The 20,655-nt window shown below is 54.6% G+C and carries 18 protein-coding genes; 6 read left to right on the top strand and 12 right to left on the bottom strand.

What is annotated here, in order from left to right; translation table 11 throughout:
- Window positions 1–10 precede the first annotated feature (10 nt).
- Complete coding sequence (locus AC5Q5A_RS02975; RefSeq protein ID WP_493894288.1) at window positions 11–1,273, bottom strand: uracil-xanthine permease family protein; 1,263 nt, start codon at window positions 1,271–1,273, stop codon at window positions 11–13.
- Between AC5Q5A_RS02975 and AC5Q5A_RS02970 the strand changes: the two genes are divergently transcribed.
- The 5 genes from AC5Q5A_RS02970 (at window position 1,272) to AC5Q5A_RS02950 (ending at window position 5,979) form a co-directional block, all read left to right on the top strand.
- Complete coding sequence (locus AC5Q5A_RS02970) at window positions 1,272–1,538, top strand: hypothetical protein (RefSeq protein WP_493894287.1); 267 nt, start codon at window positions 1,272–1,274, stop codon at window positions 1,536–1,538. The genes AC5Q5A_RS02975 and AC5Q5A_RS02970 overlap by 2 nt on opposite strands.
- Before the next feature lie 188 nt (window positions 1,539–1,726).
- Window positions 1,727–2,707 carry an XdhC family protein gene (locus tag AC5Q5A_RS02965; protein WP_493894286.1) on the top strand — a complete coding sequence of 327 codons (981 nt, stop codon included), beginning with the start codon at window positions 1,727–1,729 and terminating at the stop codon, window positions 2,705–2,707.
- Window positions 2,708–2,825: 118 nt separating this feature from the next.
- Complete coding sequence (locus AC5Q5A_RS02960; RefSeq protein ID WP_493894285.1) at window positions 2,826–3,284, top strand: c-type cytochrome; 459 nt, start codon at window positions 2,826–2,828, stop codon at window positions 3,282–3,284.
- A gap of 19 nt (window positions 3,285–3,303) precedes the next feature.
- The gene (locus tag AC5Q5A_RS02955) at window positions 3,304–3,756 is read left to right on the top strand and encodes a (2Fe-2S)-binding protein (protein ID WP_493894284.1); all 453 of its coding nucleotides are present in this window, start codon (window positions 3,304–3,306) and stop codon (window positions 3,754–3,756) included.
- A gap of 3 nt (window positions 3,757–3,759) precedes the next feature.
- On the top strand, window positions 3,760–5,979 hold the full coding sequence (locus tag AC5Q5A_RS02950; RefSeq protein ID WP_493894283.1) for a xanthine dehydrogenase family protein molybdopterin-binding subunit: 2,220 nt from the start codon (window positions 3,760–3,762) through the stop codon (window positions 5,977–5,979).
- Window positions 5,980–6,189: 210 nt separating this feature from the next.
- Here AC5Q5A_RS02950 and AC5Q5A_RS02945 read toward each other — a convergent pair whose 3' ends face one another.
- The 5 genes from AC5Q5A_RS02945 to AC5Q5A_RS02925 all read right to left on the bottom strand — a co-directional run bounded on the left by AC5Q5A_RS02945 (window position 6,190) and on the right by AC5Q5A_RS02925 (window position 12,157).
- Window positions 6,190–7,113: an AraC family transcriptional regulator gene (locus AC5Q5A_RS02945; RefSeq protein WP_493894282.1), complete on the bottom strand. Its 924-nt coding sequence runs from the start codon at window positions 7,111–7,113 to the stop codon at window positions 6,190–6,192.
- A 283-nt stretch (window positions 7,114–7,396) separates the two neighbouring features.
- A complete protein-coding gene (uvrC, locus tag AC5Q5A_RS02940; RefSeq protein ID WP_493894281.1) occupies window positions 7,397–9,334 on the bottom strand; it encodes an excinuclease ABC subunit UvrC in 1,938 nt (645 codons plus the stop codon).
- Between the two features lie 477 nt (window positions 9,335–9,811).
- Window positions 9,812–10,252 (bottom strand): dihydroneopterin aldolase, encoded by a 441-nt coding sequence (gene folB, locus AC5Q5A_RS02935; protein ID WP_008888328.1) that lies wholly within the window; start codon window positions 10,250–10,252, stop codon window positions 9,812–9,814.
- A 101-nt stretch (window positions 10,253–10,353) separates the two neighbouring features.
- Window positions 10,354–11,124, bottom strand: coding sequence for an SDR family oxidoreductase (locus tag AC5Q5A_RS02930; protein ID WP_008888329.1), 771 nt, complete (start codon window positions 11,122–11,124; stop codon window positions 10,354–10,356).
- 70 nt (window positions 11,125–11,194) lie between these two features.
- Window positions 11,195–12,157: a calcium/sodium antiporter gene (locus tag AC5Q5A_RS02925; protein ID WP_063088525.1), complete on the bottom strand. Its 963-nt coding sequence runs from the start codon at window positions 12,155–12,157 to the stop codon at window positions 11,195–11,197.
- 266 nt (window positions 12,158–12,423) lie between these two features.
- Between AC5Q5A_RS02925 and AC5Q5A_RS02920 the strand changes: the two genes are divergently transcribed.
- Complete coding sequence (locus tag AC5Q5A_RS02920; RefSeq protein ID WP_197146064.1) at window positions 12,424–14,172, top strand: cation:proton antiporter domain-containing protein; 1,749 nt, start codon at window positions 12,424–12,426, stop codon at window positions 14,170–14,172.
- A gap of 81 nt (window positions 14,173–14,253) precedes the next feature.
- On the opposite strand, the gene phoB is transcribed toward AC5Q5A_RS02920, so the two are convergent.
- From phoB to AC5Q5A_RS02890, 6 genes are all read right to left on the bottom strand, one after another.
- Window positions 14,254–14,952, bottom strand: a complete 699-nt coding sequence (phoB, locus tag AC5Q5A_RS02915) for a phosphate regulon transcriptional regulator PhoB (protein ID WP_008888332.1) — start codon at window positions 14,950–14,952, stop codon at window positions 14,254–14,256.
- Between the two features lie 17 nt (window positions 14,953–14,969).
- A complete protein-coding gene (phoU, locus tag AC5Q5A_RS02910; protein ID WP_008888333.1) occupies window positions 14,970–15,692 on the bottom strand; it encodes a phosphate signaling complex protein PhoU in 723 nt (240 codons plus the stop codon).
- 21 nt (window positions 15,693–15,713) lie between these two features.
- Complete coding sequence (pstB, locus tag AC5Q5A_RS02905; protein WP_493894280.1) at window positions 15,714–16,517, bottom strand: phosphate ABC transporter ATP-binding protein PstB; 804 nt, start codon at window positions 16,515–16,517, stop codon at window positions 15,714–15,716.
- A gap of 1 nt (window position 16,518) precedes the next feature.
- Window positions 16,519–17,868, bottom strand: coding sequence for a phosphate ABC transporter permease PstA (gene pstA / locus AC5Q5A_RS02900; RefSeq protein WP_493894279.1), 1,350 nt, complete (start codon window positions 17,866–17,868; stop codon window positions 16,519–16,521).
- A complete protein-coding gene (gene pstC, locus AC5Q5A_RS02895) occupies window positions 17,861–19,240 on the bottom strand; it encodes a phosphate ABC transporter permease subunit PstC (RefSeq protein WP_493894278.1) in 1,380 nt (459 codons plus the stop codon). Before pstC ends, pstA begins: the two co-directional genes overlap by 8 nt.
- 135 nt (window positions 19,241–19,375) lie before the next feature.
- Window positions 19,376–20,410, bottom strand: coding sequence for a PstS family phosphate ABC transporter substrate-binding protein (locus AC5Q5A_RS02890; protein WP_063088519.1), 1,035 nt, complete (start codon window positions 20,408–20,410; stop codon window positions 19,376–19,378).
- Between the last annotated feature and the right edge of the window lie 245 nt (window positions 20,411–20,655).

Below are 20,655 nucleotides of genomic sequence, written 5' to 3'. Positions count from 1 at the left end.
TGACAGGCGATCAGGCGACATCTGCCTCAGCCGCATCATCCGATTTGCGACGTCCGATGCTGAGCGCCTGATAGAGGATGATGGCAGCCAGGGTCGCGGTACCGATCCCGCCCATGGCGAAACCACCGAAATTGACCGTGAAGTCGCCGGCGCCAAAGATCAGCGTGATGCCCACCGTAAACAGGTTGCGCGGATCAGAGAAATCAACGCGGTTATCGACCCACAAACGGATCATGGCAGCAGCAATCAGGCCAAACACGGCGACACCCAATCCGCCCAGAACCGGCCCAGGAATGGTGTGGAGCAATGCGCCAAATTTTGGCGAGAAACCAAGCAGGATGGCAATCACGGCGGCAATGACAAAGATCAGGGTCGAAAACACGCGGGTTACGGCCATGACACCCATGTTTTCAACATAGGTGGTCACCCCGGTCCCGCCGCCCGATCCGGCCAGCATGGTTGCCAGACCATCGCCGACAAAACCACGGCCGATATAACGGTCCATGTTCTGTTTGGTCATGCCGCCAATCGCCTTGATATGGCCGAGGTTTTCGGCCACCAGAATGAAGGCCACCGGCGCGATCAGGAACATGGCAGAACTTTCAAAGCGCGGTGCGACAAAGGATGGCATGCCAAACCAGGCGGCCTGGGAAAGTTCGGTAAAATCAATCGCCGGCATCAGGCCAAAGCCATTGCCCAGAACCAGCACCAGAACATAGCCCGCCAGGATGCCGACCAGAATGGAAATCCGGCGCAGCGCAATCGGCGCATAGACCGAGACAAAGGCCACCGACAGCAGGGTCAGAAGGGCGACCAGCATATGCATGTTATCGCCCGTGATGCCATTGATCCCGACCGGAGCGAGGTTAAGGCCAATCGCCGCACCAACAGCCCCCGTCACCGCAGGCGGCATCAGTTTTTCGACCCAGCCAGTGCCGGTTGCCATGACAATCAGGCCGATCACGACATAAAGCGCGCCAGCAGCAATAATCCCGCCAAGGGCCCCGCCAATATCGGGGTTTGGTCCCGATCCGGCATAACCGGTGGCGGCAATGACGACCGCGATAAAGGCAAATGACGAGCCCAGATAACTGGGCACACGGCCCGCGGTGCAGATGAAGAAGATCAGGGTACCGATACCGGAAAACAAGATCGCCAGATTGGGGTCAAACCCCATCAGAAGCGGGCCCAGAATGGTCGCACCCGACATGGCAACAAGATGCTGCAAGCCCATCGGGAACATCGCACCCCAAGGTAGACGTTGATCAGGCATGACTGTGGAAGACCGGGTCACAGACCAGGAAGGAAAATATCGCATTTATGGCAAGCCGATTATTTATGGACGTTTCGCGCGAAAATGCCCCGCCGGGCGGCAGGGCGTACCGGGTATCGCGCCACGGGCAGCAAAAAGCAAGATGCCATCCGATGCTTTTTTAGTCGTTGCTGCGGAAATGGTCGTAAATCTTGCGCGACAGGACGGTAAGCGCGACATCGGCACATTCATTTCCAGCAGTTTCGTACTTTCACGAAGAATCTAAAGACTGCGGCGAATAGTCGACCAATGACTTTACTACTATTTTCAATGTGCGCCGTCAGGACCGGCCGCGATGAATATCAAGAAAGGTCTGTGACGTCGTTCTAAACCGAGCTGTTCGGGGGATTTTTCTTCCCCGTACCCAACGCATCCCCCCGAACAGCTTCCATTTTATTGAGCAATGACCTTTTCATGAGAAATCAGCTCTTTTCTATTCTGCAAGCTTGGAAAACTTCCCAATTCGATACTGAATGGGTTCTGGGCACTGTCTATCGTACGGAAGGATCAGCCTACCGGAAGGCTGGTGCCCAGATGCTTATCAATGGAAAAGGTCAGCAGTTCGGACTTTTAAGCGGCGGCTGTATTGAAGCCGATATTGTCCGTAACGCGCGAAAGGCGATTGTCACAAATAAAATCGTCACGTTAGCTTATGACGGAAATGATGAGGATGACCTGTCTTTCAAGTTAGGCATCGGGTGTGGAGGCGTTGTCCATATTGTCCTGCATCCCATCAACGGCAGTGATGATCTTGGGCTTTCAGACATTTACGAAGCCTTGGTCAAACGCGAAAGTGGTTACCACCATCTGAAAATTGGAGAGAAGACCGGCTATTTCCGGCCTTCTTTCGTCGACTTTCACGATCAGGCATACATCGAAAGCAATGCCGACGGGGAATGGCTTGTAACCCCGATCAGACCCGAACCACATATCCTTGTCGTCGGTGGCGGACAAGATGCCCTGCCGGTAAGCAACATTGCCCATAATCTTGGCTGGAAAATCACAATCGCAGACCCCCGCCCAAGCAATGCACGAAGTGAATACTTTCCTCATGCGAGCGCCATTCTTCGTAAGGTAGATCAGTCACTTGCGAACTATGTGGACGAGTTCCGCGTTGATGCAGCGATTCTGATGTCACATAGCATGACAATAGACGCCAGCGCGTTGGCAGCTCTGTTCAATACACCTATTCGCCATCTCTCGATGCTTGGCCCGAGACATCGATTTATGGATGTTCTGGGTATTTCCGGGCTTTCCGAAGAGAAATTCGAATTCAAGGTGAGTAGTCCAGCAGGTCTCGACATAGGCGGGACCTTACCAGAAAGCATTGCTCTTTCGATACTCTCCGAGATTCACGCTACTCTTTATCGTAACCCGTCTCCAAACAGCATCTGACCATACGACAAAAAATAACGGACGATCACGAATATAAAGCAGACTTTGCCGCATATCACCCAATTTCAATTCTTATAAGATAATCGAAACACCAGAGAGAACCAAGATAATCGGTTGAATGACTTCTGCGAGGATTGTCGTGATTTGTACTTTATTGTCCAATAACTACACTTCGTGTAAATGGCGTTCACTTTTTCTTTTAGACCAATACCGTGTGGCTTCACGGATTTTAACGGCATTCGTGTGCGTCTTTGTGTTCGTTCCGTTTTATGTCGGGGCAGATGAGCCCGATGGAGAGAAAATTTTTCAAAGCCGATGCGGCTCATGCCACAGCCTGGAAAATGGCCGAAACAAAATTGGCCCTCATCTTTCTGAAATCATCGGCCGCAGAGCGGCAAGCATCGATGGGGCAACATACTCAGGCGCGCTGAAGGATTCAGGGATTGTCTGGGACGCCAGCACGCTCGACGCCTTCCTTTCTGCCCCTCGGGACATGGTTCCGGGCTCGCGCATGCGCCTAAAAATTTCAAGCCCGACCCAACGTAGCGCAATCATCTCATTTCTCAGCAACCAGTAGGCCCGGTTAGGAAATCTTCATGACCTCATTTACGATAAATGGACGTGTCGTCGAAATCACGGCTGAACCCGATACCCCACTGCTTTGGGCTATCCGCGAGCATTTGAAGCTCACGGGCACAAAGTACGGATGCGGCTTAGCACAATGCGGTGCCTGCACTGTTCACGTCGATGGTGAACCGACACGCGCGTGTGTCACGTGGCTCGAAGATGTCGCAGGCAAAGAAGTCACCACCATCGAAGGGCTTTCAGAAGATGGCAGCCATCCCCTTCAGAAGTCGTGGGTAGCGGAGCAAGTCCCGCAATGCGGATACTGCCAGTCCGGCCAGATCATGCAGGCGGCTGCCCTTCTCAAAAACAACCCCGCCCCATCACGTGAGGAAATCGTCGATCACATGGATGGCAATATTTGCCGCTGTGCGACCTACGACAGAATTATCAAAGCGATTCAACGGGCAGCCCGGGAGAGTTAACCGATGAAAAACGAATTAAAGGTTCACACGCGTTCTATTTCGCGCCGCAGTTTTCTGATTACTGCCGGGACAGTTGGTATCGCAGTCAGCTACGGAAATCTGCCTTCGCAGGCATTTGCAGCGACAATTGCGACCGAAACCGCAGGCAACTATACCCCGAATGCCTGGGTCACTATTGATCATGACGGCACGGTAACGATCATATCCCCTGCCTCTGAAATGGGTCAGGGTGTTATGACAACCCTGCCATTGTTGATTGCAGACGAAATGGATGCCGACTGGAGCAAGGTCAAAGTTGTTCAAGCGCCCTCAGACGCAGAGAAATATGGAAACCCGGGATTTTACGGAATACAGCTCACTGGGGGGAGTGAATCAACACGAGGCTATTATGAGCCTCTGCGCCTTGTGGGTGCGCAAACCCGCATGATCCTGCTGCACAGCGCGGCTGAAATTCTGGATATCCCGGCTACGGAACTTGATACCGAACCCGGCATGGTTGTCCACACCCCGACACAAACCAGAATAAGCTATGGTGAAATTTCACGCCTTGGAAAAATTTCAGATCCGCTGCCGCAAATTTCCAAAGCCGACCTGAAACAGCCTGAACAATGGAATTATATAGGCAAACAAGACGTTCCACGCATTGATGTTCCGTCCAAAGCAGATGGCAGCGCCATATACGGGATCGATGTTCAACTTCCTGATATGCTTTACGGTGCTGTACTCCGTCCTCCTGTCCAAGGCGAGACGCCCGAGACCATTGACGACAGCGAGGCCAAAAACGTTCCGGGTATCACCAAAATCGTACAACTGCCTTATGGTGTGGGCATCATAGGTGAAACGATTGAGGCAACGATCCGCGCCAAGGAGATGCTTTCTATTGAGTGGACCACCGGATCACGGATCAGGAATTACTCAAGCGCCAGTCTTATCGAAGAATACCGAAAAGCCGGAAGCGACCTTTCCCAAACGGGGGTAAACGCCGTTAAAAAGGGTGAGGCGGCACAAGCGATTGCGTCATCTGATATCCTTATCGAAGCAGATTACCTTAGCGATCACGTTTACCACGCCACGATGGAACCAATGAATGCGACAGCCCTTGTTTCAGACGACGGGGTCGAGGTTTGGGCACCGACGCAAGGTCCAACTTTCACGCAAGGGTTTGCGGCACAAACCGCCGGAACAACGACCGACAAAGTAAAAGTCCATACAACGATGCTGGGCGGGGGATTTGGTCGCCGCGCAGAGAGAGACTTTGTGGATGATGCCGTCTCGCTTGCAAAAGAAGTCAAAGGGCGACCGGTGAAAGTTATCTGGAGCCGCGAGGACGATGTCCGTCACGGCAAGTATCGTCCTTTGGTCGCGCAACATGTCAGGGTTGGACTTACGTCGTCTGGCGCCATCAGCGGATGGCAGCACCGTGTTGCAGCGGACTCCATTTTTGCACGCACATTGCCCCCGGTATTCGAAGAGGCAGGTGGGCTGGACGACGTTGTCACCGAAGGCGCAGACTTCAATTACGATATGCCCACCCACGAAGTTGAGTATCTTCGACAGGATCAAGGTCTTGATATCGGGTATTGGCGCGCGGTTGGCTGTGGATATACCAAGTTTGCTGTGGAATGTGTGATTGATGAAATTGCTGCGACCCGTAACATTGACCCTGCCCAACAGCGTCTGGAGCTGCTTGCCGGGGAGCCAAGGGCACGTAAGGTTATTGAAAACACAGTAAAAATGTCAGACTGGTCACGTCCGCGTGAAGGTCGCGCCCTTGGACTGGCCTATTCAGACAGCTTCGGTGCTCACTGCGCAGCAGTCGCGGAAGTATCGGTTAATCGCGAAAATGGCCAAATCCGCGTTCACAAGGTTTGGACCTCCGTCGATCCGGGCGTTGCCATTCAACCTCAGAATATTGAAGCGCAGATGACAGGCGCAATCACTCATGGCATCAGTCATGCCCTGTATGAGCAAATCAACGTGGTAAATGGAGAAGTCCAAGAAGGAAACTTTGACACCTATCGCGTCATACGCATGTCAGAAATTCCCGAGATTGAGGTTTCCATCCTTGGCGATCCGACACAAAAACCATCCGGTATGGGTGAAGTCGGGCTTCCGCCCATTGGCCCTGCAATTGCAAACGCCTTTGCCCGTTTGACGGATGGTGCACGTCTTCGGCACTATCCATTCTTGCCTGACAGGGTACTTGAAGCCCTAAACGGGTAGGAGCTTGTCTGCCGATTGAATTTGAAGGGTACTCGTTGAAAAAGCTCGCCAAGCAACAGTTAGCCCACGCGTTCGGCGTTTCAACGACGTCCTTCAAATTCAGTTTTTCATTCCTAGCGATAGGCAAATCCGCCAACAGCGAAAGTCCTGTGGTCTGTTGGCGGCATCTTTGCCAGATATCGGACGGATCGGGAATTTGCTGAAGGCAACCTAGAAAGCGGAACCCTGCCGGTTAAAACTGTATTGCCGTGGCGAGGCACCCATTACCCGCTTGAATGCTGTGCTGAATGCGCTTTCTGCTTCATATCCCACAGCCAGCGCAATGGACGACACAGGGTCGGTCGAGTTTTCAAGGCGATCCACCGCCAATAACATCCGCCATCGGGTTAAGTATTCGATCGGCGTTTCACCAACTCTTTCTTTGAATCGCTGGGCAAATATTGATCGCGACATCCCTGCGCACGCCGAAAGCTCCTGCAGAGACCATTTTCTGGCAGGATCTGAGTGGATGGCCTGAATTGCCAGTCCCAGCCCGGGGTCGGCAAGTGCAGAAAACCAGCCAAGGTCATGGTTACTGTTCTCGGTCAACTCAATCCGCAGCGCCTGCACCAGAATCATGTGTGCCAGATGTTGCGCGATAAGATCACTGCCCGGTTTCCGCTCGTTCAGTTCCGTAATCATGCGCTGTATTGACCAATGAAGTGCAGCCCGTTCGGAATCCTTACGAATGTGGACGATTTCGGGCAGCATCCTCAGCAGGGATGGTGCTGTTTTCCCGTGAACGGCGAAACGGCTGCCGACGAGGAAGAAGTATCCACCGCCGTTGCAAGCTACAGTCCCGCCTGGCTGCGGTGGCGGGAACAGTGTACTGGAATCAACAGTCGGCACCGACAAGTCGCTTGCAAGAATAAACGGCTTTCCACTTGGCAACACAAAGCAATCGCCTTCTTTCAAACAGGTTGGCGGCGGCCCATCCTTAACTGCGAGCCAAGCAGTTCCCGATACCACAGAGTAACATTTGATCCGGTCATGTTGTTTGTTGAATTCAATAGCCCACTCGCCCCCGGCGCTAAAACCGGAGGATACGTAGCTCTTGGGCCGCAACAGCGACAATACATCGGAAAGAGGATCCATCTGACAAATCCAAGATAACTGACACAAAAGACGACGTGCATCTGACTGAGCAGATCAAGACAATCTGGGCGTTGGGGGTAGATGCACCTAAACCTGAGTGCAGTTATTGTAAGTAAGTACAAACCACTGGCTTCAACATGCGCGAACGTCCCGATTTCTGTCCTGATCGTCCACGTGTGACGTATATCACCTGTGTTCATCGGACAGATGGGACGGAAGGCCACTCTCTTTGCGCGTTCAGGTAGCGCCGCTGACACAGCCCAAAGCTGCGTGGCCAATATTTCTATTTGTCTTCGTGGAAATGGTCGTAAATCTTGCGCGCCAGGGCGGCACTGATGCCATCGACGGCCTCGAGATCCGAGAGCCCGGCATCGGCAACGCCGCGGGCGGAGCCGAAATGGTGGAGCAGTGCCTTTTTGCGTGCGCCGCCCACACCGGGCACTGAGTCGAGCACGCTTTTGCCCATCTGTTTGCCGCGTTTGGCGCGGTGGGTGCCAATCGCCCAGCGGTGGGCTTCGTCGCGCAGGCGCTGAATGAAATAGAGCACCGGGTCTTTCATATCGAGACGTACCGGTGCCTTGCCGGGGATGTGCAGCACTTCCTTGCCGGCATTACGATCCACCCCCTTGGCGACACCGACTAGCATGACGTCTTCGATGCCGAGGTCTTCGAGCACTTCACGTGCCACGCCAAGCTGACCCAAGCCACCATCAATCAAACACAGGTCCGGCCATGTGCCGTTTTCCCGGTCCGGGTCTTCTTTTTGCGCCCGGGCGAAACGACGCGTTAAGACTTCGCGCATCATGGCAAAGTCATCACCGGGCGCTATATCGCCCTTGATGTTGAATTTGCGATAGGCGTTTTTCATGAAGCCTTCGGGCCCGGCGACGATCATGCCGCCGACCATGTTGGTGCCCTGGGTGTGGGAGTTATCGTAAACCTCGATCCGTTCCGGCGTGCTTTCGAGATCAAGCTTGTCAGCCAGGTCTTCGAGCAATTTGCGTTGTGTCGCACTTTCGGCCAGACGACGGCCCAATGCGTCCTTGGCGTTGGTCAGGGCATGTTCGACCAGTTTGCGTTTGCCGCCGCGCTTGGGCACGAGCAATTCGATCTTGCGGTCGTTATTGATGCCAAGCGCGTTTTCGACCAGTTCCTGGCCTTCGATTTCATGCGACAGGAATATCTGTTTCGGGGCCGGTTTATCGGCATAAAACTGCCCGACAAAGGCCGAGAGGATTTCGGGAATTTCGGCGGATTGTTCATGGCGCGGGAAATAGGACCGGTTGCCATAGTTCGAACCCGAGCGGAAGAAGAACACCTGCACACAGCTTTGCCCGCCTTCCTGATGAAGGGCGATAACATCGGCCTCTTCGACACCTTCGAGGTTGATGTCCTGATGGGATCGGATCTGACTGAGCGCACGGATGCGGTCGCGATACATCGCGGCCTGTTCGAACTCCATCTTTTCCGAGGCATCCATCATGTCGGCTTCGAGCTGTTTGAGGATTTTCTGGCTGCGCCCGGTCAGGAAGTCGCGGCAGATATCAACAAGCTCGTCATATTCCGGCTTGGAAATGCGATCAACACAGGGGGCCGCACAGCGTTTGATTTGATAAAGCAAACAGGGGCGCGAGCGGTTGGAAAACACCCCGTCGGTGCAGGAGCGCAGCAAAAAGGCGCGTTGCAGATGATTGATGGTGTTATTGACCGCCCAGGCCGAGGCAAACGGGCCAAAGCAACTGCCATCTTTGGCGCGTGCGCCACGATGTTTGACGATGCGCGGATAGTCGTGATCCTCGGTAATCAGGATATAGGGGAAGCTTTTGTCATCGCGCAGCAGGATGTTGTAGCGCGGTTTAAGTTTCTTGATCAGGTTGGATTCAAGAAGGAGCGCCTCGGCCTCGGTATGGGTGGTGATGATTTCCATCCGCACCGTCTGGGCCACCATGCGGGCAATGCGGATCGGCAATTGCATGATGCGGGTATAGGCGACCACGCGTTTCTTGAGGTTCTTGGCCTTGCCGACGTAAAGCACCCGTTCCTTGTCATCGATCATGCGATAGACCCCCGCCGAGCCCGGCATGGTTTTCAGCGCATTTTTGATCGCCTCCACCCCGCGTGCTGCCCCGCCGTCGATTTTATCACCATCAAGCGACAAACCGATTTCCCGTTTCGGGGCGTCATCCCCGGTCGGGTTTTCGGGGGAAACAGGTGGCTTCATCAAGGCACTCCGAGATCAGGAGAATCTGTTGAGGTTAAAGCGCAGAGCAACAGAGTCTAAAATACATTCAAAGTTGTGACAGCCGTCACAGGCAAACGCGAATTGAAACATAGCTGAAAAGATTAACATCGCAACCGCACCGAGGGGAATCGCCATGCCAAAAAAGATGTCCACCAAGACTGTGGATAACTATGTGGGTAATCGGGGGGTGACTTCCTGCACCCCTTGAGAGTCTTAACGTTCTATGAAGTGCACAATTATTGAGCAAAACAATCAAGTTATTGATTTTAAACAATAAAAATACTGTCAACGTGAAATCATTCGGTAATAGAGTCGTAAAAAATGAATATTTTCCTTTGAATCATATTCGCCAGATGCTTGTGAATAAGCGCCATAGCGATTCGCGCCAGAGGAATCACAGAGTCCCTTGGATTGGCCGTCTGGAAAAGTAAATTTTTTCGGGAAATCGCGTATCGATCAGCGCGCGATATTGTGGCGTTCGATTTCCACACCAACCGCAGCTGCATCTTCAAAAACGTCGAGCTTTTCAACCCTGACGATCACCTTGCGCACACGCGGGTCGGCAAGACACATGTCGGCGAGTTTTTCCCCAAGGGTTTCCACAAGGTTGGTGTGACCATCCTGGCAGATGCGGCGCGTGCCGACGACCAGATCCTCGTAGCTCAGCACGGTGGTGATATCATCATTCTGGACACCGTCGCCTTCGAGCACGGCAAGGTCGAGATTGATGCGCACGCGTTGCGGGGCTTCTTTTTCGTGTTCGTAAACACCGATGGAGGTGTGAATGATCATGTCACGCACGAAGACACGGCGCAGGTTGCCTGCACGATCTGCATGGGGCACATCGGCAAATGGCAATGTCGTAATTTTGGCATCCTGTTTAAGGCCTGCGGTCATATTCCGGTCTTCCTTGTGCTGCTTTCCTGTGCAGTTTGATCAACAGAACCACACATGTCCGGCCCGATGTCTGGCAGCGATTTAATGATCACTGCCGGGCATCATTCGTTGGGCGCATCTTCTTCGCCACTGGGCGCCCAATCGAGGTGCTGCCCGCCGTCAAGCGCTAACATTTGCCCGGTGATGGCCGGCGCGGCAAGGAAAAATCGAACCGCGTCGCAAATCTCTTGCGGGTTTGTCCCTATTTTCAGAGGTGTTTTTTCGCACTGCGCGTCGAAATCTTCCTGTGTTTGTCGGCTACTAGGCAGTGCCGGCCCCGGCCCGATGGCATTGACGCGAATTTTTGGTGCAAGGGCCAATGCCAGCGTCTGGGTCAGGGTCCAAAGCCCGGCTTTGGACAGGGTATAGGTCATGAAATGCGGGGTCAGGTTCCAGACACGCTGATCAATCAGGTTGAGGATCATGCCCTGACAGTTATCTGGCAGATGCTTTGCAAATTGCTGCGAGAGGATAAACGGCGCGCGCAAATTGGTTTCCATATGCAAATCCCAGCTTTCGCGGGTTGCGGTTTGCACATCATCAAATTCAAAGGTCGAGGCGTTATTGATCAGAACCCCGATCGGGCCAAGTTGCCTGGTCGCATCGGCAACCAATTGATGGGTTGCATCCTCGTTGGTCAGATCGGCCGAAACGACGCAGGCCTTTTGGCCAAGGTCGCGGACCTCGTTCGCGACAGCTTCGGCGTCTTGTTTCGAGCTGTTGCAATGAAGGGCAATGTCATAGCCGTTGCGCGCCAGATCCAGGGTCAATGCACGACCGATGCGTTTTGCCGCACCGGTGATCAGAACGGATTTCGGGAATTGACCTGTCATTGTTGCCTCGATCCTTCGCAAAGTGTGCGGACCGTCATGAGACAGACGGCCCGCGAACTGATTGAACTGACTATGCTACGACAAGTTGGAAGACATAGACCAGATAGGCAATCACGAATGCAACGCCGGTGATGCGCGAAATCTTGCGCATGGCATAGGCAACACCGAGCAAGCCCACGGTTACCGCCAGCATGATCCAGATGTCGGAGTTCATGATCTGTTCAGGCACCGGGATCGGTGCGATCAGCGACACACCGCCAATGATCACAAGCAGGTTCAACAGGTTCGAGCCAAACACATTGCCCAGCGCCACATCGGAATGCCCGCGGAAGGCGGCAACCACCGATGCAGCGAGTTCCGGAAGCGACGTGCCAAAGGCAACAAGGGTCAGGCCAATCACGGCTTCGGATACGCCAAACTGTCGGGCGACCGAGACCCCGCCTTCAACCAGCCATTCCGCGCCAAACATCAGCGCCACAATCCCGATGACAGTCGCGATGATCGGCCTGGTCCAGCCTTTGGGCTTTTCGCCGACTTCGTCGACTTCTTCCTCGTGCAGGTGGCTGGCCTCGCTTGGCGAATTTTTGTCGTGCTGATAGGTGAAGTACCAGATGGCCGCCAGCACACAAAGCATCACCGCCCCGGCCCAGCGTTCAATCACGCCAAACATGCAAAAGGCGATAAACAGGACCGTGCCCAGCAACATGGTGCCGCCATCGCGCACCACGGTGACCCGCGAGGCCGCAACGGGTTTAAGCAAGGCAACAGCACCCAAAATAAGCAGGATATTGGCAATGTTGGAGCCAACAACGTTGCCCATGGCGATATCGGCCGTGCCTTTGAGTGATGCATTGAGCGAGACGACAAATTCCGGTGCTGACGTGCCGGCGGCGACAATCGTCAGACCGACGATCACCTTGGAAACGCCCAGCAAAAGTGCAAGACCAACCGCCCCCCTTACGATGAATTCACCACCTGCTGTCAGCAATACAAGACCCGCGATGATCTGAAGATAGGGGATTAGCTGTTCCAAAATATCTGCTCGTTTCAAAAGCGATTAAACCGGCCCGTTGTCGGGCCCGCGGAAGATGGCATTTGGCAGCGCGAATGGCAAGTCATCAGGCGGTGACAATCGACACAGCACTTTATAGTGCGATTGGGCGGTGAATTTCGCCAATGCCGCAAATTTACCCACGACTGGCAGGGTTATTTTCGTTATCGTTGTAATCTCGTTATTTTCAGGCATTTAGGTCCTGATACCCATTGATTATTTGACCGCCTTCCGGAACGAATTTCGCCATGCATCACAGCGTCCTGTTTGAGCTGTTTCTTATTCTGACTGCCGCGATCATTGCGGTGCCGATTGCGCACAAGCTGCGTGCGAATTCGATCATCGGCTTTCTGATTGGCGGGTTCTTTATCGGGCCATTCGGCTTTGGCCTGATTTCCGAACGCGAAGACATTTCCACGGTTGCCGAACTGGGCGTGGTTTTCCTGCTGTTCATGATCGGGCTGGAGCTTTCGCGTGATCGTTTGCGCGTGATTGGCGGGCGGTTTGCCGGTCTGGGTGTTTTGCAAATTCTGGTGTCGATGGCAGCCCTTCTGGGGCTTCTGGTTGTCATGGAATTCCCGCTGCCGACGGCGTTGGTGATTGCAGGGGCGCTTGCGCTTTCATCGACCGCGATCATCCTCAAACAGCTTTCCGATGACAAGCAGCTCAATACCCGGTTTGGCCGTGCGGCCCTTGCCATTTTGTTATTGCAGGACGTGGCGGTTGGTCCGTTCCTGATCATGGTGCAGGCGGCAGGTGATGCTGGCACGGAAACCAGCCCGTGGATGAGCATCCTGCTTGGTTTTGGGTCGGTCGCGTTGTTGTTACTGGTCGGGCGCTATGTGTTGCCGCGCCTGTTTCGCTATATCGCGTCGCTTAAGAACCCGGAACTGTTTGCCATCGGCACGCTGTTTGTTGTGCTAGCCGCCAGCACATTGACCGAGGTTTCCGGGCTTTCGATGGCGCTGGGGGCGTTTATCGCCGGGGTGATGCTGGCCGAAACCGAGTTCCGCCATCAGATCGAAGCCGACATTTCACCGTTCCGCGGCGTGTTCCTGTCGCTGTTCTTTATGTCGGTGGGCATGTCGGTTGATGCCGACGTTGTGTATAACGAATTTGGCACCATCGTCATGTGGCTGGTGCTGTTGCTGGTGATCAAGACGGCGGTTTTGTTCGTTCTGGCGCGCGCGATCCGGTTTGAAACCGGCCTTGCCATCCGGGTGGCGATGAGCTTGGCCGCCGGCGGTGAATTTGCCTTTGTCATGTTTGCCCTGGCCGCCCAGAACGGCGCGGTGCCGCTTGAAATGGCAGCCATGCTGATCCCGGTGGTGGCGATTTCGATGGCGCTGACCCCGACCCTGATCAGCCTTGGTCACAAGATCGAGGAAAAGCTTCATCCCAAGGAAGAAGACCAGCTTGGCAAGATTGCCGAGGAGTCCGAGGGCATTCACCAGCATGTTCTGGTGATCGGAAGCGGCCGCGTTGGCAGGGTTCTGGCCCGGTTGCTCAAGACGCGCAATATTCCGTTCCTGGTGCTTGATAGTGATGCACAGCAGGTTTCACGCGGGCGGGCGGAAGGCCTTCCGGTTTACTTTGCCGACGGGTCCAGACCGGAAACTTTCCGGGCGGCACACACCGATGAGGCAAAAATTGCGGTTGTTGCCATGGGGAACCCGCATGCGACCGAGAAGACGGTCGCCCTTTTGCGCCAGCATTACCCGCATCTGAAGATCTTTGCCCGCGCGCAGGACATCACCCATATCGGGCCGCTGTCGCGCCACGGGGCGGATGCCGCCATCCCGGAAGTTCTGGAAACCGGGTTGCGGTTATCCGATCATGTTTTGGCCGCGTGCGATGTGCCGCAGGAAGATATTGATGCCGAAATCGCCAAATTCCGCCGTGCGGACATGCTTTTGATGAACGAACTGGCGCCGCGCCCGCAGCGCAAACCGTCAGGGTCGGAGAATGCAGACAAACCGGCGAAGAAAGAAACCTGAAGACGTTACGCCCTTAAAACAAAAACCCCCGCTGCAACCTGCAACGGGGGTTTTTTTAATTGGATCGGGCTCTAAACCGGCTTAGGCCGCGGTTTCAGAGTCCAGTGCATAGCCCGCGGCACGGACAGTGCGGATGATATCGCGGGTGCCCTTGACGTCATTGAGCGCCTTGCGCAGGCGACGGATATGAACGTCGACGGTGCGGGTTTCGACATAGATATTCGGGCCCCAAACCGCGTTAAGCAACTGTTCGCGCGAGAAAACCCGTCCCGGATGTTCGAGGAAATAGCGCAGCAGACGAAACTCGGTCGGGCCAAGATGGATCGATTTTCCATTGCGGCTGACCCGGTGGGCGGCGAGATCCATTTCGATGTCGGAATAGATCAACTGCCCTTGTGGTTGCGCCGGACCGGACCGGCGCAAAAGTGCGCGGATACGGGCCAGAAGCTCGCCAATGGCAAACGGCTTGGTGACATAGTCATCAGCGCCGGTATCAAGACCGCGGATGCGGTCACCCTCTTCGCCACGTGCAGTCACCATGATCACCGGCAAATCGCGGCTTTCAGGCTTGCGGCGGATCTGACGGCAGACCTCGATCCCCGACATTACCGGCAACATCCAGTCGAGCAAAACCAGATCGACATGGGTTTCAGCCAGAATTTTCAACGCTTCGTCACCGTCACCGGCTTCGACAACCTGCATCCCCTCGCGTTCGAGGTTGTAGCGCAACATGGTTACGATTGCTGCCTCGTCCTCGACGATAAGAACCGTTGGGTCCATCTTCCTATGCTCCCGTGTCAGTCATTCGGTTCGACAACAGCGAAGTTCGCTGCGTCGTTTTTTGGCCGGTCAATTCCCGGCAGGTCTTCGCCCTTGATCCGGTAATAGATCGTTTCGGCGATATTGGTTGCGTGATCACCGATACGTTCGATGTTCTTGGCAATGAACAACAGATGGGTCGATGCGGTAATGTTGCGCGGATCTTCCATCATGTAGGTCAGCAATTCGCGGAACAGCGAATTGTACATATCGTCGACTTCCTGATCGCGTTCCCAGACCCGGTGGGCCTTTTCGGCGTCGCTTTCGATATAGGCATCCAGGACATCCTTGATGATTTCCTGGGCCAGTTTGGCCATGTTCGGGATCGCCTGAACCGGGCGGATCGGCGGGATCTGATTAAGCACCTGCGCGCGTTTGGCGATGTTCTTGGCAAGATCACCAATGCGTTCAAGATCGTTTGACAGCTTAAGGGCCGTCACCACCTGACGCAGGTCATCTGCCATCGGCTGACGCAGGGCCAGAAGACGGACGGCAAAGTCCTGGACTTCCTGTTCGAGCACGTCAATGCGCTGATCGGACAGGATGACTTTCTCGGCCAGTTCGGAATCGCGTTTGACGATGGATCTGATCGAGGAAATAAGCTGGCTTTCGGCAAGCCCGCCCATTTGCGAAATGATGTTGTTCAGACGGGTGAGTTCCTCGTCGAACGAACTTACGATATGGGTATGTTCATCAGCCATTTATGCCTACTCCTGGCTCGCTTAACCGAAGCGGCCGGTAATGTAACCCTTGGTGCGTTCGTCCTTCGGGTTGGTAAAGATCTGATCGGTTTCACCGACTTCAACCAGCCTTCCAAGGTGGAAGAACGCGGTGCGCTGCGACACACGGGCGGCCTGCTGCATGGAGTGGGTCACGATCACGATCGTGTAGTTCGAACGCAACTCGTCTATCAGTTCCTCGACCTTGGCGGTCGCAATCGGATCAAGGGCCGAGCACGGCTCATCCATCAGGATGACTTCCGGGCTGACGGCAACCGCGCGTGCAATGCAAAGGCGCTGCTGCTGACCACCGGAAAGACCGGTTGCCGGCGATTGCAGGCGATCTTTGACTTCTTTCAGAAGACCGGCACGTTCGAGCGAGGTCATGACGATTTCATCAAGCTCATCACGCGAATTGACCAGACCATGAATGCGCGGGCCATAGGCCACGTTGTCATAGATCGATTTCGGGAACGGGTTGGGTTTCTGGAACACCATGCCGATGCGCGCGCGCAACTGAACCACGTCGATCCGCTTGTCATAGATGTCGCGACCATCCAGGGTAACGTCACCTTTGATCGTCACACCGTCAATGGTGTCATTCATCCGGTTCAGGCAGCGCAGGAAGGTGGATTTACCACAGCCCGACGGACCAATCAGTGCGGTTACCTGCTGTTCGGGGATATCAAGGTTGACCTCATAGAGGGCCTGATTGTCGCTATAGAAAAGATCGAGCTTGCGCGCGGTCATTTTCGGTTTTTCGACCGACGGCTCCGCCGTCATTGCGCTCTGGGATACAGCAGCCATTTTACCACTTCCGTTCAAATTTTTTGCGCAGATACACAGCCAGTCCATTCATCAGGACAAGGAAGGCCAGCAACACCATAATCGCTGCCGAGGTTTTCTCGACAAAGGCACGTTCCGGGCTGTCTGCCCACAGATAGATCTGGACCGGCAGAACCGTTGCCGGGTCAAGCGCCCCGCCCGGGATATCAACAATAAAGGCCACCATCCCGATCATCAGAAGCGGTGCAGTTTCCCCCAATGCCTGTGCCATACCAATGATCGTGCCGGTCAGAATGCCCGGCATGGCGAGCGGCAAGACATGGTGGGTGACGGTCTGAACCGGTGATGCACCAAGGCCAAGGGCGGCCTGACGGATCGACGGCGGCACCGCCTTGATCGCCGCACGCGATGCGATGATGATCGTCGGCAAAGTCATCAGCGCCAGCGTCAAACCACCGACAACCGGGGCCGAGCGCGGCAAATGCATGACATTGAGATAGACCTCAAGCCCCAGCAGACCAAACACGATGGACGGGACTGCGGCCAGGTTGTTGATGTTGACTTCAACAATCTGGGTGAAGCGGTTCTTGGGCGCGAATTCTTCGAGATAGATCGCCGCCAGAACCCCAATCGGGAAGGACAATGCCAAAGTCACAAGCAGGGTATAGAACGAGCCAACAGCCGCGCCCCAGATACCGGCAAGTTCCGGTTCGCGGGAATCGCCACTGGTAAAGAAGCGGGTGTGGAACTGTTTTTCCACCGCACCGTCAGCCACCAGTTCGTTATACCAAGCGACTTCCTTGTCATTGAGGCGACGGTCACCTTCGTCAACGGTGGGATCGATATAGCCCTTGTTGAGCATGTCGAAATCATCACCGGAAATCAGCCAAATGGTGCGCGTTTGGCCAATCAGGCTCGGATTTTCGAGAACCCGTTCGCGCAGATCATAAGATGCGCCGCCTGAAACGATGCCATAGAGATCACGTTTGTCACTGCGCGAGGTCACATCCGGGAACCGATCACGCAGCGCCTGTTTGATCAGAGCATCAAAGTTCGCGCGCCCGATCACGTCGGGATCGCCGGTCCGTTCCGGATCGATCACAGCCGGATCAAAGGTCACTTCGAGCTGGACATAGGTCTGGTAAAAGGCGCTGTAGCCTTTTGATCCGATTGAGAATGCCAGCGTGCAGAGCGCCAGAAGCGCGATACCAATCGCAATCAGACCATAGATTTTAAAGCGGCGTTCGGCGGCGTAACGTTTTTTGATGTTACGGGAGATTTTCGGGCTGTCCCAGTCAACCGGCTTGCGCAGATTGTCCGAGATCACCTTGGCCGCAGCTCTGTCTTCCATAAGAGATGCCATATCAGTCATATTTCTCGCGATACTTCTGAACAACCTTAAGGGCAAATACGTTCAGGCCCAAGGTGACAAGGAAAAGAACCAGCCCCAACGCGAAGGCCGAGAGGGTTTTTGCACTGTCGAACTCCTGGTCGCCGACCAGAAGCGTCACGATCTGCACGGTAACGGTTGTCACAGCCTGCAGCGGGTTCACCGTCATGTTCGCGGCAAGACCAGCGGCCATGACAACAATCATGGTTTCACCAATTGCACGCGAAACGGCCAACAGAACCGCACCGACGATGCCCGGAAGGGCGGCAGGGAAAATCACCTGCCGGATGGTTTCCGATTTTGTGGCCCCCAGTGCATAGGATCCGTCACGCAGCGATTTGGGTACCTGCGACATCACGTCATCGGACAGCGAAGAGACAAACGGGATGATCATGATCCCCATGACAAGTCCGGCTGCCAGCGCACTTTCCGAACTGACATCAAGGCCAAGGATGGCACCGTTATCGCGCAGGAACGGGGCGACAGTTAGGGCGGCAAAAAAGCCATAGACAACCGTCGGAACCCCCGCAAGAATTTCAAGGGCCGGTTTGGCCACGGCGCGGAATTTCGGCGCGGCATATTCACCCATATAGATGGCCGAAAACAAACCGACCGGCACCGCCACACACATGGCAATCAGCGTAATCAGCAAGGTACCGACAAACAGCGGAATCATGCCAAACGCCCCCTCGGACGCCACCTGATCGGCACGGATCGCGGTTTGCGGGCTCCATTCCAGACCAAACAGGAAGTCGAGCGGGTTGATCTTGCTAAAGAAATGCAGGGTTTCGAACATCAGTGAAAACACGATGCCGACCGTTGAAAGGATCGCAATCGCCGAACAGACAATCATGATCGCGCGCGAGATGCGTTCAACATTGTTGCGCGCGCGCATATCCGCTTCAATCCGTCGATAGGACAGGACAAGACCGACAAGCGCAACCGACAGCATGACAACCACCAGCGCCGCATTGGCGATGGTTTGCAAATTGGCGAGTCTGCGCCCGGCATCAACAATTTCCGGCGACACGGTGAGATGTTCACCGCCACCGGCGGCGATCTGGGAAATGCTGTTGAGCGCCAGCGACAGACGACCGGAGTCCCCAACTACTTCCTGCGGCAGGTCCGACACGATCAGGGCTTCAATCACCGAGCCCTGGAAGATGTACCAGATCAGAAGCAGCGCCAGCGCAGGAAGCCCGCACCATGCTGCTGTGTAGGCCCCGTAGTGAACCGGCAAGGAATGAAGATTGCTGTGCCGGCCACCAGAAAGGGCAACAGCCCGCTGGCGTCCAAAATAAAAGGACAGCGCGCAAAGTGCGGCAACCGCGAGCAACAGGAAAGACAGGGACATTATTTGAGATCCGTTCGCCAGATGAGCCTGCAAAGATCAGTTCGTGAGGCCAATAGGACAGAAACAATAAACAAATCAAGCAATGATATAAAGAAACCGGTGGCAGAAAAGGCTGCCACCGGTTGAAAGATCGCGTTACATGCTCAGCGGCGAAAGGTTCATCGCAGCGTTACGAACAGCTTCACGCTCAGCGGCATCCATCGGGATCAGGCCACGGTCAGCAAGGTAACCTTCTTCACCCCAAGCTTTGTCAGCGGTGAATTCAGCAAGATATTCCTTGATGCCCGGAATGGTGCCAACGTGCGCGTTCTTCACGTAGAAGAAGAGCGAACGGGAAACCGGATAGTCACCAGCAGAGATTGCTTCGAAGGTCGGAGCAACGCCACCGATCAGCGAGCCCTGAAGCTTGTCGCCGTTCTGGTCAAGGAAGGAGAAGCCGAAGATGCCGAGTGCATCATGGTTGGCTTCGAGTTTCTGAACGATCAGGTTGTCGTTCTCGCCAGCTTCGACATAGGCACCGTCTTCACGAACGCCAGCGCAGACAGCTTTGTGCTGGTCTTTGTTGGTGTCTTTGAGAGCGGCGATTGCCGGGAACTCATCGCAAGCTTCTTCGAGTACCAGCTCGGTGAAGGCATCACGGGTACCAGAGGTCGGCGGCGGGCCGAGAACTTCGATTTTAACGTCCGGAAGGCTCGGATCGATTTCAGCCCAGGTGCTGTACGGGTTGTCGATCAGCGACTGGCCGTCTTTGGACGGAACGGTTTTTGCCAGAGCAAGGAAGATCTGCTCTTTGGTCAGGTCGAGCTGCGGCGCAGCGTTGGAGTTCGACAGAACGATACCGTCGTAACCAACTTTAACTTCGGTAACTTCCGAAATGCCGTTCTTCGCGCAAGTTTCAACTTCGGACTTCTTGATGCGACGCGAAGCGTTGGTGATGTCCGGATGCTGTTCGCCAACACCGGCGCAGAACAGCTTCAGACCACCGCCAGAACCGGTAGATTCGATAACCGGCGTTTTGAAGGAGGTGGTTTTACCGAATTCTTCTGCAACTGCGGTTGCGAACGGGAAGACGGTGGACGAACCAACGATACGAATCTGGTCGCGTGCTTCGGCAGCGCCAGCAAAGGCAACGCTCATAAGCGCCGCAACAGCAAGAGTCTTCTTCATCATAAATTCCCCAATGGTAGTTCCACTTCGGAACGGTGCAACGATCTGCGAGGCGGACTCTACCGCTGGGTGCTTACGGTATTGTGTCGCTTTTGTTAACGTTATGTGACAACGTATCAGAGCAGTAAAAACAGCCACTTATTACTAATAAAATCAATAAGTTAGCATTTCACGACAACCATCCGAAAACGGTGGTTTTTCACTTCAACATGGCAAAATCGCGATTGATTGCGAAAGGCTGTAACAAA

This window comes from Thalassospira sp. CA1 (assembly GCF_059052855.1).
The sequence above is the reverse complement of the archived record's forward strand: the minus strand, read 5'-3'. Positions and strand labels throughout refer to the sequence as shown.